Origin of the sequence: Marinobacter sp. VGCF2001, from assembly GCF_049943275.1 — a bacterium.
GTDB lineage: Bacteria > Pseudomonadota > Gammaproteobacteria > Pseudomonadales > Oleiphilaceae > Marinobacter.
Genome location: NZ_JBNFVX010000001.1, coordinates 38755 through 56415, shown reverse-complemented (window position 1 = coordinate 56415; position 17661 = coordinate 38755). Strand labels below are relative to the sequence as shown.

Sequence of the window (17661 nt, the reverse complement as noted above, 5' to 3'; positions counted from 1 at the left end):
GTGGTCAGGTGGCCAGCCACCTGCCATCGTCATAGCGATAGGTTTTTCCGCTCTCGATTCTGTGCAGCCACAGCCAGCGATTGTGCACCAGGGCCCGAACGTCCGGATTAGCCTGAATCACAGCCTCGATCCGTTCCGCGGGAGCGTCGATGACAACCGTCAGGCGCACCGGCTCATGGCGCCAGTGTTCGCCGTCGAACACCGACTGCAATGGCAGTCCGATCTGTAGATCAACATCGTTACCTTCGACCACCCCGAGGTTACCCCCTACAACCGAGTGCAGTAGTTTATTGCCCGCACCAAAGATGGATGGCCTGGCCACTGAACCGAAATACTGCAGATTGATCCAGTTAGCCACCACCATGGGCGCAGACATCAGCAGCGTCAGCACCTCTCCGGACGGGTCTTGCCCCGGATCGTAATCATGAAGGAAGCACCGCCCACCGAGGTTCAGCGAGCGGGTTAACGTTCTTGGGCCAATCACCATACCCGCATTGTTCGCCAACCCCCATTCAGGCCGTACTTCTGCCCAGTTACGGGTCCGGCGATTGAGCTCGGCCAACAGGCGTTTGTCGGTTTCACCATCCAGGCCAAGACCGCTGGCACGTTCCCGGCGACAGGCCGCGCCGGCCTGATCCAGCTTTTCAAGCAGGGTTTTCAGGATCCGCCGATGGCTTTCAGGCACCTGCTCCTGGCCATAGACCGTCACGGTATCCGTGATGGTGCAATGCTCAGCCGCCAGCGCTATGGTGCTTTCCGGTAACACGATGCCCTTCTCCGCCAGCCCGGCCCGCACCTGCCGGTCATTCAGCAATTCGGCCGCTACTCTGGCGTTGACACCACCATTCTTTCCACCACAGGCGCCACAGGCCAGACCCGCCTCATTCGGGTTGTTGTCCGTGTGCGCGCCGTGGCCAACCATCAACAGCAGGCTTGCGAACCCCTGCGTGAGTGACATCGCCCGCAGCATCCCCTCGGCCAGTTTGACTCTCTCGGGATCCGACAGCGGATAACCATCAACGCAGTGATGCAGCCTGCCCGGCTCAACACGTTCTTTTTTTACGCTGTTCTTGTTCAGGCTGTCCCTGACCAGCTTCCAGGCCCATGCCAGCCCGGTGGTTTCTACCAGTGTGAATGTAGACAGGCTGGAGTACTTGGCACGGCGGACAGACTCCCGAACCTGCTCCCGCTGGTCGAGTTTGCGGTCCCATGCCCGATCATCCTCCGGGTTCCCCAGGGTTTCAGAGTATCGATACGCCGGTGCAAGCAAGCCGGGCAAACGGGCCTCGTCATCCGCAGGGCCATGCTTGTGGTGAACAATCGGCATTCCGAAGAAACCGGCAACGCCCAGCGTACGGGCCTGGGGATAGACCTGCTCAAATTGTCGGCGCATCACTTCAGAGCGCACATCGATGCAAAAAGCAGCCTGAACTTCTGCGACTGTTTCTGTGTCATCAGCCCCTTGCGATTGATCGGCGCCAAGATCAGAGAGAAACCGGGTCTGCCAGGCCATCTCGTAGGCGCGGTGCCAAACCCACAATGCCTGCTCCCTGCCGGAGGCCGGGACCATTTCGAAGGCATTGACGCAATGCTTCTGCCAGGCCTCGCGTTCGGCATCCGGCATAGCAGCAAACGCGCGGGCCTCATAAATCAACCAAATGGTGGCCAATTGAGCGCAAAACTGATCATGGCCGCTCTCATGGCTATCTCCCAGGCCCGCCCGCCAATCGACACCACGACACCAGGACGCCCAGCCAAGCAGCTGGCCCAACAGATGGTGGGCCAAAAGAGGAAGTTGCCGGCTGCTATACGGCAGTTCTCGGGCCACCGCTGTCGCCGCATCCTGCCAGGTCGCTGGCAATGCCGCGGCGTGGTCGCCTTTTCTGCCCCGGGGTCCGGCGGTTTGGCCGCGCCAGAACTGGTAAAGATCCTGCGGGCTGCCTGATACCCGCCAGCGGTTCTGGCGCACATCGAAATAGCGCGCGCAGATTCCGCCAATGTCGTCGCGAGCCTCCCTGAGCGCGGGTTCCTGCTGGCCTTGAAGGCGATAACCAAGCGCCGATACAAATTCGGACTGCGACGACGGGGGACCGGACAACTGACTCAGAAGCGTCTGTTCATCATCCTTCACGCCGGCTTCAAGAACCGCTTTCTCCAAATGGGTGCGCTGAATACGGCCTGCGTCCCAGGCCTCGCGATAAAAGCCGGGCGGCATCAGCAGGCCTGCACCAAGCAGGCTGTCGAGTTCACGGGATGCATGCTCCACCGGCTGATAACGGCTGCCCCACCAGGGATTGACCGCTATCCAGCGGTCCATCGGCCAGATCGGTGCCACTCGCTCACACGCCTCGTGAATGCGCTCGGGGGCGCTCTGTTGGTGAGAAACGGAACCGGTAACAGGTGCGTTCATGATTTTTCTCCAGTCAGAACTCTGTGCCGCAGCCGAAGATCCGCCGGTTGGCCATGGGCATTAAGCCAGGTCTGTGCCCAGCGTCTGGTCAGCTTCTCAAATGGCTTATCCAGATACAGGCCCTCGCTGAAGTGCGAATGCAGGTTGTGCGCGAAACATCCTTGCGGACGCGCAAACAGTATCAGGGACAGCCCGAACAGAGTCGCCAGCAGTGCCCAGGCAAACCCGGTTGCTGCGGCGGGCAATATCACGCCTGCCCCCTGGGGCAGCGCCGCACTGAGCAGCCAGTTCAACACGCCATAGAGCGGAACCAGGGCAACCGAGAGCAGCAGCACGATGATGCGGGCGCCTCTCTGGCTGGCCCCCGGAGTGCCCAGCACAGCGGCACCAACCGCAAACACCAGCAGCGCCGCCAGCACAGGCTTATGAGCAACCAATTGCGGTGCCTGCCAGAGCAGCGCAGCGGCCAGGGCGGATGCGGCCAGCGCAAGGCCGACCTGGGCTCGGCTGATGTGCTCGGAAAAGGCAATCCGCGACACCTTTACGGTCCGGCCCACCGCGAGGAACGAATGCGCTTTATAGAGGGAGTGGGCCAGCAAGTGCAGCAGTGCCAGTGTGTAGGCCCCCAGCGCGATCTCAAAAAGCATGAACCCCATCTGGGCATTGGTTGACCAGACCAATCCGTGCTTGGCGGAGTTTTGCGTCATCATGGTGAACACCGCAACAAGCGCGGTGCTGCCACCAACAACCAGCAGTATCATATGGCCTGCCGTAAACCCCTCGAAGACCGGGAACAGCCGTAACCACAGGAAGCCCCCAAGGTTCACCACGCCGGCGTGCAAGAGAGCCGACACCGGGGTCGGTGCTTCCATCACTCGAATCAGCCAGCCGTGGAATGGTAGTTGCGCGCACTTCAGGGCGGCTGCGACCGCCAGAAGCACCGAGGCGGCGGTAAGTGACACCGAGCTGCGCCCTAACGACTCCCCCAGCGAATAGATTTCCGGGATTCGAAAGCTTCCGTAGTGGTTCCAGATTAACAACACTGACACCAGTATTGCGGTATCGCCAAGCCGACTGGCAATGAACTTCTGAGCCGCAGCCAACCGGGCCTGAGGACGTTCGGCGTAGAGCGTCAGCAGCTGGTGGAGTGACAGGCTGACACCCACCCAGGCGCCCGCAAGCACGAGCAGATGGTCGGTAAACACCAGCACGAGAACGCTGACCACGGTGGCCAGAAACCAGGGCAGAAAGCGAACGAAAGCGGGGTCGGCCCGCAGATAATCGCGGCTGTAACGCAAGATGATCCAGGCAATGAAGCTCACCATGAGGGCCATCCATACTGCTAACCCATCCGGGTACAGCCCAAGGCGAATGCCCAGTTCCGGCAGGCCTGTGTCCATTGCCAACCGATCCAAAAGAAGGCCGGCACCAATGATCGCTGTGGTCGCAAGCAACAGGCAAAACCCAATCTCGGCCAGGCGCCAGCAGTAAGAGAGTTTCAGAGGATTTTTCGTCCAGTTGGCGAAACCCGCCAGTACCAACAAGGCAACCGGCAGAGCCAGCCAGGCTATTAACAATACGAGCGATAAGGTTGTAATCAGAGTTGTCATCGCGGGCTCCTTCATATTGGCGCCTACTTTGCCGGTAATGCTTTCATATAAAAAATGGTTTATAAAGATTAAACCGTTCACTTTTAAAGAACAGAAAAGGTTCGACGATGCGCCTGAACTACCATCACCTCTATTACTTCTGGACCGTTGCGCGCACCGGGCACCTCACCCGGGCGGCCGAATCCCTGCACATTTCACAATCCGCACTGTCGGGCCAGATACGCAAACTGGAGGACAGTCTTGGCTTTGATTTGTTCGTTCGCGAAGGCCGGCGTTTGCGCCTGTCAGAAGCCGGCCGGGTGGCGTTCACCTACGCCGAGGAAATCTTTCGCCAGGGGGAAGAGCTGGAAGCGTTGTTCCGGACGGGACAACAGGCCAACCGGGAAATTCTCAAAGTCGGTGCGGTGGCCACACTGTCACGCAACTTCCAGGAAGGATTTCTGAGGCCTTTGCTGGGCCGAAAAGATTTGGAGCTCAAGCTGCAAAGCGGGAGCCTCGATGATCTGCTCAGGCGGTTGTCTGCCCACCGGCTGGACCTGATCCTCTCCAATCAGGCCGTGCAGGGCGATGAAGAAACACCCTGGCGTTCGCGCCGGATTGCCCGGCAGTCCGTCAGCGTGATTGGCCCCCCGGGCGGTCATGAGGCCCCCGGCTTTCCAGATATCCTGCGCGATCGCCCGCTGATTCTTCCGGGGCCCGGCAACAATATCCGCCAGGCCTTTGATCAGCTCTGCGAGCATCATCACCTTCACCCGGTGGTAATCGCCGAGGTGGACGATATGGCGATGATGCGCCTGCTGACCCGTGACAGCGGACATTATGCGATATTGCCACCCGTGGTGGTCCGGGATGAGCTCCGCAATGGCGAACTGCAGGACTATGGCGCGCTGCCCGGAGTATTTGAGGAGTTCTATGCCATTCGCATCCGTCGCCAGTTCGAGTCGCCGGTACTGAGGGGGCTAATGGCTCAGAAAGCGGAAGAATTGCTGACCTTTTCGGACAATCAATCTGATTGATTTGGCCTTTGTGTCAGGCGTGCAAGCCGTTTTATAGTCGCTTCTGTAAAACAATAAAAAGGAGTGCTCATGGCTCGCACCCACACCCGAAAACCGTCTGTCTTGATTATCGGGACCGGCTTTGGTGGTATTGGAATGGCCGTCAAACTCAAACAGGCGGGGTTCGATAACATCACCCTGCTTGAGAAAGCCGCCGGTGTCGGCGGAACCTGGCGCGACAACACCTACCCCGGCGCAGCCTGCGATGTGCAGTCGCATCTGTATTCCTACTCCTTTGAACCCAAGCACGATTGGAGCCGGAAATTCGGGCTACAGCCAGAGATTCTTGAGTACATTGAACACTGTGCTCAAAAATATCGGCTCTTGCCCCATATCCGTTTTAATCAAGCGGTCAGGGCCGCGGATTTTGATGAGCAACACAATCAATGGCACGTAAGTACCGAAGCCGGTGATGTCTTTACGGCCGACGTTCTGATCACCGCCACCGGGCAACTGAACCGGCCTGCCATGCCGGCCATCCCGGGGATTGAGTCGTTTCAGGGCGTTTGTTTCCATTCCGCCCGCTGGGATCACAGTGCCGACCTGGTAAACAAGCGAGTCGCTGTCATCGGAACTGGCGCCAGTGCCATCCAGTTTGTGCCGGAGATTACTCCCCGGGTGGCCCGGCTCGATCTATACCAGCGTTCAGCCGCCTGGGTATTGCCCAAATCTGACCGCCCCTTTTCGCCCGTTGAGCAAACCCTGTTTCAAAAGCTCCCCCTGTGGGACCGCATATACCGAGGCCTGATCTATTTGAAAAATGAATCCCGGGCGCTGGCTTTTACCCGGCTTTCCTGGATTCTCGGTATCTTTGCCCGCCAGGCAAGAAAAGAAGCGGCCCGTCAGGTTACGGACACAGACAAGCTCGTGAAGCTGATTCCCGACTATCGGATTGGCTGTAAGCGCATTCTTATTTCCAATGACTGGTATCGCGCGGTTAACCAGCCCCACGTTAATCTGGTCACCGAGGGTATCGATCACGTGGATGAGCGCGGCATTGTATCCAGAAGCGGCGAACATCGGCCCGTCGATGCCATTATTTTCGGAACGGGATTCAGGGCAACCGAGTTTCTGTCGCCCATTCAAATTCACGGGCGGGGAGGCCGATCTTTGAACGACGCGTGGGCTGATGGCTGCAAGGCGTTCAAGGGCATATCGGTCAGCGGCTTTCCCAATTTCTTTATGCTCTATGGCCCGAACACCAACCTGGCCCATAACTCCATCCTGTTCATGCTCGAATCCCAATATCGCTATGTTCTGAGCGCTCTTGATGCCCTGTCACGTTATCCCAGCGCCGCCATGGATGTCCGCAGTGATCGCCAAAGCCGTTACTGCCAGGTCGTGCAAAGTGGCCTGGAGGGCAGTGTCTGGCAGGGCGGCTGTTCATCCTGGTATCTGGATGAACAGGGTCGAAATACCGTGAACTGGCCCGGCTTCACCTTCAGTTATCGTTTTTCCACACGATCCGTTGATACGGCCGACTACCAGTTTTCAGAGCCGGTAACTGCTGGTTCATAGGCTCGAAAGGCCCTTGAGAGCCTCTGCGCCCACTTTCAGGAGCCGATTTGTAATTCTCATCTAATCATAGGATGATTGGATCATCATATAGAGGGATGATCCGCTGTGCTGAAACCGATTCGTAAGGGCTCACTGGTTGAGACCGCCATTGAAAGCCTCCGTCAAACCATCGAGAGCGGCGAGTGGCCAGTGGGTACTCGCCTGCCGGTAGAGGCCGAGTTGTCTGAAGCACTTGGCATCAGCCGCAACACCATCCGCGAAGCAGTAAGGGTGCTGGTGCACGTCGGAATGCTGGAAACCCGCCAGGGAGATGGAACTTACGTGCGGGCCAATCGTGATGCGGGGGAAATGCTGCGGCGGATTGCCCGCAGCCAACTCGCCGAGCAAATTGAAGTCAGGATTATGCTGGAGACCGAAGCGGCCCGGCTCGCGGCCAGTCGTCGCACCGATGCGGATTTAAAAGCCATGACCAGCGCACTCGATGCCCGGGCAGCCGCGGGAGACAATCTGGCCGAGCGTATCCGGCATGATGAGTGGTTTCACCATGCGTTAGTGAGTGCCTCTCATAACCGGGCTCTAGTCGAGCTGTACGATTATTTTTCCCACGCCGTCAGCCAGACCATTGAACAAACTGAAACAGATTCAGAGCTGCCGGAACCCAGCCAGGAAGATCACGAACTGCTACTGGCAGCCATTCGCCGAAAGGATGTTGCCAAAGCCGAAACACTGTCCCGGGCGCTGTTAACCCCGAGCCTGACCGTACTCAAGGCAAAGGGGTAAACCGTGAAGTTCCGGATTGATGCCTTTACGCTTCTGCTGCTGGGCGCGATTGTTCTCGCGTCTTTTCTACCGGTCACCGGCCAGGCGGCAGATACCCTGGCGACCGTCGGGACCATCGCTGTTGCGCTGCTGTTCTTTTTGCACGGCGCAGCGCTGTCCCGACAGCAAATCATCGATGGCGCGACACACTGGCGATTGCATATTCTGATCACCGCCCTTACCTTCGTGTTTTTCCCCATTGCTGTTCTCCCGGTGAACGCTTTGAGCAGTATTGCGCCGGAATGGATGCCAGCGGATCTGGGCCTGGGGTTTCTTTACCTGGGGGTGCTGCCCTCTGCGGTCTCTTCGTCGATTGCGTACACCGCCATGGCTCGTGGCAATGTTCCCGCCGCCATTTGCAGTGCGGCTGCCTCAAACGTTTTCGGCATGATGCTGACCCCGTTTCTCTTGCTGCTACTGGTATCGACCTCAGGCGCTGGCGACTTTTCCGTTGCCGAAGCCTTGAAAGACATCATCTTGCAGCTTTTGTTGCCCTTTGCCGCTGGGCACGCGCTCCGGCCCTGGCTGGGGGGCTTCCTGTCCCGTAACGAGGCGTTAATGGCGCGCTATGACCAGTGCGTTATCTGGATCATCGTCTATTCGGCATTCTCGCACTCGGTGGTCAGCGGCCTCTGGCAGAATCTGCCGTTCCGGGCTGTGGTACTGGCCATACTGATCTGCTTCGGCCTTCTGGCGCTGTTTATGCTGGCGGCGCGCTTGATGGTAAGGAAACTGGGGTTCAGCCTCGAAGATGAAGCGGCGGTGGTGTTCTGTGGTTCAAAGAAGAGCCTGGCGTCGGGATTGCCGATGGCCAAAGTGCTGTTCTCTGGCCATCCGGGGTTCGGCATGATCGTGTTGCCGATCATGTGCTACAACCAGATTCAGGTCATTGTGGGCGCCATTCTCGCCCAGTCCTATCGCGAAAAAATTGAACGAGCGAACTTAGCTGCCGCTCATGCCCCCAAAAAGGGTTGCAAGAATCACTAGCCCGATGATCCAGCCGATCACCGCAGGCCAGAAGTTCACCATCTGCGGTGGCTGCTCAGCTGTATCGTCTTCGGGGTCGCCCATACCTCGGCCCGCACCATCACCTTCGGGGTAGGTGCGCGGGTCCGGCTCGGGCTGGACATCCTTCAGGCTGAACCACTCGAACCAATCTCCGAGAAAGCGCGTAACCGGGCCAGCCAGGGCACCGTTTTCGGCCAACGGGCGAATCTGGGGTTCCAGCTGATCCGCAATTTCCCGGCGCACCGCTGCCCGGTCTGCCGGCGGCTCACAGAGAATGGCCTTCCAGACAGACACATCCTGCTGACGATCCGTGTCATTCATCAGGGCGCGAATCTGAATGACCACTTCCCGGGCAATCTGGGCCTCCTCGGCGCTGAGCGCACCAGCTTCGGTACGCTGCCCCAGGGATTCCGGCGAGCCGGAATCGGGCGGCGCGGCAGGGCTGGTTTCCCCTGCTGTCGACACGGCGGGCTTAGGTGGAGGTCCACCTGTGGCCTCCCGGAATGCCAGCTCCAGGTCCCGGGCTTCATCGTCTGAGGCAAACTTGAGCTGGCGCTCGTAAGCCTGGCGAATCTGATCTGTGTCGCCGGTCGGCTCGATGCCCAGCAGGTCCCAACAATTCATAAAACAGCAACTCCGATTATGTAAAATCTGCCTATTTTATAGAGACAAATGCGGCTCTCTCCCTTAGGATTCATTGAGAACCTCAATAATTTTCCATCACCCCGTGATTATAGAACGACACGCATGGCAATGACGAATTACACCTTTGCGAAACTCAACTATGCCCGCCGTTCACGAACCGCCGCCTGGCTGACCCTTCCCATCGTTTCCGTCGTGACTCTGACGGCGCTCCCTGGCGTGTCTCAGGCCCATGCATCAGGCTTCGACAACGGAATACCCGGTTTTGGTGCTGACATCCCGGAGGTACTCACCACCACCCGATTGCGCCAACCCAAAACCCGTGTGCCCGGAAGTACCACGGTCATTGATGGCGGTCTGATTCGCGACCTGGGTATCCGCAACCTTTACGAAGTGTTTCGTCTGGTCCCCGGGATGGTGGTTAATTTTGTTGGCAGTCATCAGCCCGTGGTCACCTACCATGGCACGGTTCATTATGAACAGCGGCGGATGCAGGTGTTGGTCGATGGCCGCACGGCTCACCGCGCTACCCTGTCGGACATGGACTGGGAAACCATGCCGGTGCCGCTGGAACTGATTGAGCGCATTGAGGTCGCCCGGGGGCCCAACTCGGCCGCCTACGGCATCAATGCGTTTCTTGGCACCATCAACATCATTACCCGGGACCCTGCCGACAGTGCCAATTTTGAAACAACCGTCACCAGTGGCTCCCGTGGCTATCTGCGCACGTTCGCGTCTACCGGCAATGCCGATGCCCGTTACGATTGGCGCCTGAGCTATGAAAAGCGGAAATTCGATGGCTTCGATTATCAAATCGATGGTGGCGAGCGCCAGTCCTTCAACGACGGCCATGATGTGAATTCCTTTCTCTATGATTCGCGCCTGAGCTTCACACCGGATACCAACCTTGAACTCCATGCCGGCATGACCGACGGCATCAAGTACCAGGACAAAGAAAAAAGCGGCGAACTGAATCCCGGAGAGAACCCGGATATTGATATCCGGGACTACTATCTGCAGGCCAAACTTAATCATACGGTATCGGAACAGCACTTCTTCCATCTCCAGGCGAGCGTGGAAAACTTTGACCGCCGCCAGGAATACGCCATCCGTTTTCCGGACAGCGTCGCCGACTGCCTGCGCAACAACACGCCCCTGTATGAGTACACCTACACCGATGATGACAGGGAGCGGCGCTGCTTCACCTCCCAGGGCGGCCCTGACGGGTTTGCGCAAATTGATGCGGATTCCGAAGATACCCGGATAGAGCTCGAAGCCCAGGATACACTGGTGATCAACAACGCACTGAGACTGGTAACCGGAGCGGGCTTCCGGAAAGACATTTATCGCTCGGAAACCTACTTCAATGGCAGAGGCAACAATTACCAGTCCCGGTTCTTTGGCAACGCCGAATACAGCCCGCTGCCCTGGCTAACGTTCAACGCAGGTGGTAACTGGGAACGAACCAGCACAACCGATGACAGCTATTTCTCGCCACGAGTCGCGACCAACTTCATTCTGAACAACAACCATGCCCTGAGGCTCGTCTTTTCCCGGGCCGTGCGCACGCCCGACGGCTTTGAACAGAATCCGGACTGGGGCTATACCCTGCGCAATGTAAGGCCCGCGGTATATTCAGACCTGGAAGGTACGCGAGTCGATATTTTTGGCGCCGCAGAAGAGACCGCACTCCTGACGCTCGGGACACCGCTGAAAGAGGAAACCATTACCTCCCGGGAAATCAGTTACTTTGGTCAGTTTTTTCTGGACAACGCCCTGCTCTCTCTGGAAGTCCGCGCGTTCAAAGACGAGCTTCGCGACATGATCAGCGGTGTTATCCAGCTGAAAGAGTGGACCATCGACAATAACGTTGCGGTTGACCAGAAAGGGTTCGAGGTAGAAGCGAGCCTTGATTTCCCGGGCACAACGCTCAGAGCCAGCTATGGTTATCTGGATCAGGATACCTGGTACGACGGCGAACCCATTTTCGACGCAGATGGCAATCGTGATCTTGATACCGAAAGCTACAATGCCCGGCTGCTGACCCGGATGTCAGTGCGCCACTCTGGCAGCGTTGCCGCCATTCAGGACTTACCGGCAGGATTTCAGTGGTCTGGCGTTTTCTACTGGGCAGACGAGTTCAACAGCCAGTTTGAGCGATTTGACACGCGGCTCGTAAAACAGATTATCCAACCGCGCTACACGGCCGAAATCGCTATAGCCATGCAGCACTATCTCAACCGGGATTATGAACTAAGTTCTGATAACAATATCAAAGATCATAACCAGTTCTTTGTAGAAGCCGGCATTCGCTTCTGATTCTCCGGAGAGCGGAAAATAAAACAGCCAATGGAATGGACTTGCTACCTGACAATGTTCGCTACGTACCGTAAAAGGATAACGGAACACCCGACAGACATGAACAGCGTTATTGTCGCCCTGTTCCTGGTCGCCGTGGCTCTGTTCGTCCATCCGGCCACGGCTTCGGCACAGGAGGCCGCACGAGCACTGGCCTATGTTGTCGGCTCAGGAAACTCAGCCCTCGACAACCACGTAACCGGGCTGCTGGAAAACCAGCTCGCCGGCAAGGTTACACTGAAACCTGTTGCCGAACCCGCGTTAGCCGCCCTGGGAGACAGCCCCGTCATCACAATCGGGCCGGTCGCTTTCTCGAAAGTCCGTCAGCAAAACAGGGCATTGCCGGTGCTGGCCTTGCTGGTGGAGAAACAGTTCATTGACGACTACGCGGCGCGCTCACCCGGTATGGTCACCGCTGTCTACTACGACGTACCTTTATTGCGCCAGGCGTTGACCGGCCAGGCGATTCTGCCTCAGGCAACCCGGGTGGCGTTACTCGCAACCACAGAGAGCGCAGCCCTCTACGAACCGCTGCTCGAGCAACTGGCGGACTATGACCTTGAGGCAAGAGTATTCATTGCTGACACAGAAGATCAGCTCGTGCCCAGCCTGATACGGGCACTGGATTTTGGCGATTTCCTATTGGCAGGGCCGGACGACGATATTTATAACCCCAGGAACATCAAGCATATCCTGCTTACCGCTTATCGCCGCAACAAAATTCTGGTCGGCCCGAACCAGGCCTACGTAAAAGCAGGCGCACTCGCTTCAAGCTACGCGCCCTTCACCGCCATGGCGGTGCGTGCTGGCAACTATCTGTTTGAGTACCTCGAAACCGGGGCCTTTCCGGCGCCCGCGTACCCCGGGGAATTTCGGGTTGAAATCAACCGGCAAGTCGCGCGCTCTTTGAACATTCCGGTGCCGGAAAGGGAACAGATTGCCCAGTCGGTGCAAACCATGATTAACCAGCATCATCAGGAGAACGGCCAGTGAGTAAAACAGCCAGAACTCCCGGTATGTCATTGTCGCTCCGATTGTTATTGCTGGGCGCCCTGCCCGCCGTGGTGGTCTTCGCGTCCCTGATGATTTTTTTTACGTCGGCCCGGCTCGACGATGCCCAGCGGGACCTGTCTCAAAGCAGCCAGATGCTGGCAGACAGCCTGGCACCAGCCCTTGAGTACGCTGTTGTCTCTGGCAACGAACTGGCGCTCGGGCAAGTGCTGGAGCAATCCCTGAAGCGCAGCAAGGCCGACTGGATTCGCGTTAGCGATGTCCTTGGTGAGGAGCTCGGCGTTGTCACCCGCGGTGAAGAGCCCTCGCCTTCCGACTCCGGGTCCTTTGACATCTACACGGCCGAAATACTGCAGGAACCACTCGACCTTGGCTCCGAAAACAGCGGTGAATGGCTCTCTGGCGCCTGGAACTTCAATTCCAGCAGCTTACGGGTAGGCCTGGTGGAGGTTGGCGTAAACCCTCGCGTGCTCGAAACCCGGCGTCAGGACATTCTCTGGACCTCGCTTCTGGTCGGCGCCGCCCTGTTGTTATTCAGCCTGCTGGTGGCCAATCATTTCCTCAATAACATTCTTCAGCCCATGCGACAGCTCTCAAGCCGCGTGGGCAAACTGATTGCGGGCAACTACACAACGCAGCCTGTTCCCGATAAAGGCAGCTCGCAGGAGGTTTTTGAAATCCAGACCCAGCTCAACGAGCTTGCAGTGCACCTGGAAAAGCTGCGCTCGGCGCGGGACGAAACCCTGGCCATTTCCGAAGGTGCGCGGGAAAAAGCCGAGTATGCCAGCCAGGCAAAATCAGAATTCCTGGCCACCATGAGCCACGAGCTTCGCACGCCGTTAAACGGGGTGCTGGGCATGGTGGATCTGATCCAGGAAGAACCCCTGACCAAACGCCAGAGCGATTATCTGACTACGGCCCGGCAATCGACGGAGGATTTGCTGACCGTTATTTCCGACATCCTGGATTACGCCCGCATGGACAGCGGCCACCTGGTGCTTGATCAGGAAGTGTTCAATCTGCAAACCCTTTTTACCAATTGCGCCGCGTCTTACCGCCACGCCGCAGAGCAACAGGGGTTAACGCTGGACCTCCAGTTCCTGGGAGACTGGCCAAGCCATCCCGTGGTGCTCGGAGATGCACCTCGGGTCCGACAGGTTCTGGCCGGACTGATTGATAACGCTCTGAAATTCACCGGCGAGGGTTTTATCAGTGTGAAAGTAAACTGGCTTGAGCTGGAAAATCACTGCGCCCTTGTACAATGTACCGTCAAGGATTCCGGTGCGGGCATTCCGGCAGAGCGATTGCAAAGCGTGTTCAACAGTTTCGAGCAGCTCGACAATGGCGACAACCGTACCCAGAGCGGCACCGGGCTGGGCCTGTCGCTGGTGCAGCGCCTGGTGGAACTGATGGGCGGCCATGTGCAACTGGAATCAGATATTGGGCAGGGTTCCGCGTTCCGCTTTGAGCTACCTTTCCAGCTTGTACAGCCGGCACCGCCGGCGGCCGAACCGCAAAAGCCAGTGCCCGGTAGCGCCCGTGCACTGGTGGTGGAAGACAATGTGGTGAACCAGAAAGTGACCCTGGCCCTGCTGCACAAGTTCGGTTTCCAAACCCAATGTGTGAGTAACGGCACCGATGCCGTCAACCGCAGAAGAAACGATCATGAAGGCTTTGACGTTATTCTTATGGATTGCCAGGTGCCGGTCATGGACGGCTACGAAGCCACCCGCATTATCCGGGAATGGGAGCATGGGAATGGCCAGAGGGGCATTCCGATCATTGCCCTGACAGCCGATGTGTCAGCAAAAACCGAAAAAGCCTGCAAAGACGCCGGCATGAACGACTACCTGGCCAAACCGGTGCGCGGCGATACTCTACGGGCAGCCCTTGCCCGCTGGGTCAAGATATAACAGGAGACGCCCGGGAGGCCGCCAACGGCACGATGCTCCCGGGCCAGGGTTCTGTCTTACCTCACCGGTTCGCGCATGGTGACAAACTCTTCCGCAGAGGTTGGATGAATGCCCATGGTCGAATCAAACTCGGCCTTGGTGGCGCCGGCCTTGATCGCGACCGCCAGCCCCTGGGTGATTTCACCAGCGTCCGGGCCGACCATATGCGCGCCCAGCACTTTGTCGGTGGTCGCATCCACCACCAGCTTCATCAGGCAGCGCTCATCACGGCCACTGAGGGTATATTTCATCGGGCGGAATTCCGAACGGAAGATGCTGACTGAGTGCCCTGCGTCTTTTGCCTCTTCCTCGGTGAGGCCAACCGTACCGATGTTCGGCTGACAGAACACGGCCGTTGGAATGGCGCTGTAGTCCATCTCTCCCTGGCCGTCGCCAAACAACCGCCGCGATAATACCATCGCCTGGGCCAGGGCTACTGGCGTCAGCTGCGGTGTGCCAATCACATCGCCCAGCGCTGAAATAGAGGGCACCGACGTCTGGAAATGATCGTTCACATCCACATGGCCGGAAGCGTTCAGTTCCACTCCAAGATCCGTCAAACCCAAACCGTCGACCAGGGCGCGGCGGCCTGTGGCTGCCATCACCAGCCCGGTTTCAAGACAAGTGCCATCACTCAGGTTTACCTGATAATGAGCGTCGAGCTGCTCGACCGATTCAATCGTTACGTTGAAGCGAAGATCCACCCCTTTCTTACGCATCTCCTGCTCGGTAAATTTCCGGATATCCTCGTCGAAGCCTCTGAGGAAAAGCTCTCCCCGATACAATAAGGTGGTTTCAACACCCAATCCGGCGAGAATGCCGGCAAATTCGACTGCAATATATCCCCCGCCCCAGACCACAGCGTGTCGTGGCAGTTGCGGCAAATAAAACATTTCATTGGACGTAAGCAGCAGTTCCTTGCCGGGAATGTCCGGAACAACCGGCCAGCTTCCCGTTGCCACCGTAATATGGCCGGTCGAGTAGGTTTTATCACCGACAACCACGGTATGGGGGTCGCGAATGCTCGCGGTGCCCTCGATGATCGTAACTCCGGCATTTTCCAGTAACCGGCCGTAGATGCCATTCAGGCGCTCGATTTCCGTATTTTTGTTGGCCACCAAGGTTGGCCAGTCAAAGCTGACATCGTCTGTGGGTACAGACCAGCCATAACCCTGTGCATCCTCGAGCTCTTCCATGACGTGGGCACCGTACACAAACAGCTTTTTCGGCACACACCCCACATTTACGCAGGTTCCACCAAGGTATCGGGACTCAACCACTGCGACCCGGGCACCGCGCTGGGCAGACATCCGCGCCAGCCGAACTCCGCCGGAACCGGCACCAATGACAATCAGATCAAAATCATGGCTCTCAGACACGGTTTCTCCTGTTTACTTCAAATGGACTGTTTTCGTTGATTTACGCCTACCCTCAGATGGTCAGCGTCAGCCTTACGGAGACCTGCCCCGGCGCATTGCCCCGGTCCATGGCAGCCTGATCAATCACGACCCCGTTTTGACTGTGCAGACGCTCGAGCCAGGCGGCGACATCGGCATAGGGCGCGTTTTCCAGCCAGACCCGAATGGCGTCTTCTCCACTGGGTTCGAAGCGCTGCAAAGAGAGCCCTGCCTCTCCGGCAGATCTTGTTACCAGTGCCATGAGGGCGCGCCCGTCTTGCGGCTTATTACCCCCTGCAGCAGCTGACGATGCGCCATCGGCAGTGCCCAGGCGTTGGATTGCAGCCTTGTTCGCCTGCACCCAGGCCAGCAGCTCCACTGCGTTCTCGCGTTCCGAGGCCGCGTGGTCATGAAACCGGGTAACTGGCTGCCACACCAGCATATAAAGCAAGGCCAGAAACAGGGCAATACCCAGAATGGTCAAGGCCTGGCGATCCCGCGTTGGCAACTGGTCGTAGCGCGCGATCAATTTCCCGATTGCCGGCTGATCCTTAATGCGATTCCACATCCGATTATCCTCCCGAGACCGTCAGGCGGCCACGGGCGCCGCTGGATTCATTAACAACCGAGCCAATCTGGGCCTGAAGCCCTTCACTGGCCAGGCCATTTCTTAGCCGGCTCAACCGATCATAGCTGTCGGCCCGGATATCCACCACAAGCTCGCCACGGGCCCGGCTGTAATTGACCGAATTGAAGGTGACGGCTGTCGGATTTTGCAGGCGGCCGTACTGAGCGCCGGTGTACTTCATCAGGGTAATAAAATCGACTTCCGGCCCCTGGGAACCGGCAACACGCAATTGGCCCTCAATAACCCGCCGTACGTTGCCGGCGTGGGTGCGGCGATCAGAGGGGAAGGCATTCCGGTACAGCGCCATCGCCTCGCTCTCCAGCCGCTCCGCCTGCTGCTGATGATAAACGCCCATGCCAACTTCCAGGCCCATCTGGATAACAAACCAGAGCGATGCAACCGCAATCAGGGGCTTCCAGGGCTTAAGCGGGCTACTACCCTCGGGCTTGAGTGCAAACATTCCCTGGCAGAGATTGATGGGCTGGCAAAGATGCTGGTGATAGGACCAGGCCAGCAGCTCCGTCACCGAGAAGTCCAGGGGTTTGGCTTCGATGTTCAGGTGCCCGGTGGCCCCGGCAAGCTCTGATATCAGGGTCTGGCTGGATTCCAGGTCAGATTCTGTCCCGTACAGCTTGACCGGAATCTCTGCGACCACCTCGTCAGCCGTTGGCGCTGCAAGCGTTACCGTCAGAAGCGGCAGATTATCGGCCTGCATTTTCAGCCATTCCAGTCGCTGGCTTTGCAGCAATGCGGAATCGCCATCCAGACAAATTACCCAACCGGATTCCGCCGCCGGCAGCAACGACGCATCGGGGTAAATGGCTTCCAGTCGGGCCTGATGCCAGCCCAGGAACAACGACCGCCATCCCGCCATTCTCTCCCGATCAATGCCGGCCACACGGTAGCCCTCGGCGGTGTGAGGCCCCAGGGCAAGATGGACAGACTCAATGTCCTGGGCAATCTGCTCCTCCACCGCGTATGGCAGTGCCTGCTGGATAAAACGGTTTTGTCTGGCGGGAATGTCGGCAAGGCAAAACACTGCCTCATCGCCCGGAATCAAACCGATCAACAGCACGTTCTCCAGTGCATTCTGTGCCAGAGTCTGTTCAATACTTTCCCGGGTATCCGCCGTTCCCCGTGCCTGGGCATCGCCGCTGGCATCCTGGAGCACCCAGCTGAACAGCTGGGCCTCGGCGCTTTGGTCCGGGTCCGCATAAGGTGGTACCGGCCGAACAAATAGGCGGTATGACATG

The 17661-nt window shown here is 58.0% G+C and carries 13 protein-coding genes; 7 read left to right on the top strand and 6 right to left on the bottom strand.

Annotated elements, in window-relative coordinates:
* Positions 1 to 4: 4 nt before the first annotated feature.
* Together ACP2AU_RS00250 and ACP2AU_RS00245 are read right to left on the bottom strand one after the other, a co-directional pair.
* On the bottom strand, positions 5 to 2410 hold the full coding sequence (locus tag ACP2AU_RS00250) for a YbcC family protein (RefSeq protein WP_426373763.1): 2406 nt from the start codon (positions 2408 to 2410) through the stop codon (positions 5 to 7).
* Positions 2407 to 4020: an NADH-quinone oxidoreductase subunit L gene (locus tag ACP2AU_RS00245; protein WP_426373762.1), complete on the bottom strand. Its 1614-nt coding sequence runs from the start codon at positions 4018 to 4020 to the stop codon at positions 2407 to 2409. The genes ACP2AU_RS00250 and ACP2AU_RS00245 overlap by 4 nt, the downstream gene beginning before the upstream one ends.
* 107 nt (positions 4021 to 4127) lie before the next feature.
* Here ACP2AU_RS00245 and ACP2AU_RS00240 point away from each other — a divergent pair, with 107 nt between their 5' ends.
* The 4 genes from ACP2AU_RS00240 (at position 4128) to ACP2AU_RS00225 (ending at position 8399) form a co-directional block, all read left to right on the top strand.
* Entirely contained in the window at positions 4128 to 5036 is a 909-nt protein-coding gene (locus tag ACP2AU_RS00240) for a LysR family transcriptional regulator (protein WP_426373761.1), read from the top strand.
* 69 nt (positions 5037 to 5105) lie between these two features.
* Entirely contained in the window at positions 5106 to 6593 is a 1488-nt protein-coding gene (locus tag ACP2AU_RS00235; RefSeq protein WP_426373760.1) for a flavin-containing monooxygenase, read from the top strand.
* A 105-nt stretch (positions 6594 to 6698) separates the two neighbouring features.
* Entirely contained in the window at positions 6699 to 7373 is a 675-nt protein-coding gene (locus ACP2AU_RS00230; RefSeq protein ID WP_426373759.1) for a FadR/GntR family transcriptional regulator, read from the top strand.
* 3 nt (positions 7374 to 7376) lie between these two features.
* Positions 7377 to 8399 (top strand): bile acid:sodium symporter family protein, encoded by a 1023-nt coding sequence (locus ACP2AU_RS00225; protein ID WP_426373758.1) that lies wholly within the window; start codon positions 7377 to 7379, stop codon positions 8397 to 8399.
* Here ACP2AU_RS00225 and ACP2AU_RS00220 read toward each other — a convergent pair.
* Positions 8355 to 9044, bottom strand: a complete 690-nt coding sequence (locus ACP2AU_RS00220; protein ID WP_426373757.1) for a J domain-containing protein — start codon at positions 9042 to 9044, stop codon at positions 8355 to 8357. The two genes, ACP2AU_RS00225 and ACP2AU_RS00220, sit on opposite strands and share 45 nt — an antisense overlap.
* 123 nt (positions 9045 to 9167) lie before the next feature.
* On the opposite strand from ACP2AU_RS00220, the gene ACP2AU_RS00215 reads away from it, so the two are divergent.
* The 3 genes from ACP2AU_RS00215 to ACP2AU_RS00205 all read left to right on the top strand — a co-directional run bounded on the left by ACP2AU_RS00215 (position 9168) and on the right by ACP2AU_RS00205 (position 14344).
* The gene (locus tag ACP2AU_RS00215; RefSeq protein WP_426373756.1) at positions 9168 to 11381 is read left to right on the top strand and encodes a TonB-dependent receptor plug domain-containing protein; all 2214 of its coding nucleotides are present in this window, start codon (positions 9168 to 9170) and stop codon (positions 11379 to 11381) included.
* A gap of 99 nt (positions 11382 to 11480) precedes the next feature.
* A complete protein-coding gene (locus ACP2AU_RS00210; protein ID WP_426373755.1) occupies positions 11481 to 12413 on the top strand; it encodes an ABC transporter substrate-binding protein in 933 nt (310 codons plus the stop codon).
* Positions 12410 to 14344 (top strand): ATP-binding protein, encoded by a 1935-nt coding sequence (locus ACP2AU_RS00205; RefSeq protein ID WP_426373754.1) that lies wholly within the window; start codon positions 12410 to 12412, stop codon positions 14342 to 14344. Before ACP2AU_RS00210 ends, ACP2AU_RS00205 begins: the two co-directional genes overlap by 4 nt.
* A 56-nt stretch (positions 14345 to 14400) precedes the next feature.
* Here ACP2AU_RS00205 and gorA read toward each other — a convergent pair whose 3' ends face one another.
* The 3 genes from gorA to gspL are packed head-to-tail and all read right to left on the bottom strand — an operon-like array spanning position 14401 to position 17660.
* Positions 14401 to 15762 carry a glutathione-disulfide reductase gene (gorA, locus tag ACP2AU_RS00200; protein WP_426373753.1) on the bottom strand — a complete coding sequence of 454 codons (1362 nt, stop codon included), beginning with the start codon at positions 15760 to 15762 and terminating at the stop codon, positions 14401 to 14403.
* Between the two features lie 52 nt (positions 15763 to 15814).
* Positions 15815 to 16348, bottom strand: a complete 534-nt coding sequence (gspM, locus tag ACP2AU_RS00195; RefSeq protein ID WP_426373752.1) for a type II secretion system protein GspM — start codon at positions 16346 to 16348, stop codon at positions 15815 to 15817.
* 4 nt (positions 16349 to 16352) lie between these two features.
* A complete protein-coding gene (gene gspL, locus ACP2AU_RS00190; protein WP_426373751.1) occupies positions 16353 to 17660 on the bottom strand; it encodes a type II secretion system protein GspL in 1308 nt (435 codons plus the stop codon).
* Between the last annotated feature and the right edge of the window lies 1 nt (position 17661).

Coding starts and splice junctions, on each gene's coding strand:
- ACP2AU_RS00250 (WP_426373763.1), bottom strand. CDS start 2,410: ATGAACGCACCTGTTACCGGTTCCGTTTCTCACCAACAGAGCGCCCCC.
- ACP2AU_RS00245 (WP_426373762.1), bottom strand. CDS start 4,020: ATGACAACTCTGATTACAACCTTATCGCTCGTATTGTTAATAGCCTGG.
- ACP2AU_RS00240 (WP_426373761.1), top strand. CDS start 4,128: ATGCGCCTGAACTACCATCACCTCTATTACTTCTGGACCGTTGCGCGC.
- ACP2AU_RS00235 (WP_426373760.1), top strand. CDS start 5,106: ATGGCTCGCACCCACACCCGAAAACCGTCTGTCTTGATTATCGGGACC.
- ACP2AU_RS00220 (WP_426373757.1), bottom strand. CDS start 9,044: ATGAATTGTTGGGACCTGCTGGGCATCGAGCCGACCGGCGACACAGAT.
- ACP2AU_RS00215 (WP_426373756.1), top strand. CDS start 9,168: ATGGCAATGACGAATTACACCTTTGCGAAACTCAACTATGCCCGCCGT.
- ACP2AU_RS00210 (WP_426373755.1), top strand. CDS start 11,481: ATGAACAGCGTTATTGTCGCCCTGTTCCTGGTCGCCGTGGCTCTGTTC.
- gspM (WP_426373752.1), bottom strand. CDS start 16,348: ATGTGGAATCGCATTAAGGATCAGCCGGCAATCGGGAAATTGATCGCG.
- gspL (WP_426373751.1), bottom strand. CDS start 17,660: ATGTCATACCGCCTATTTGTTCGGCCGGTACCACCTTATGCGGACCCG.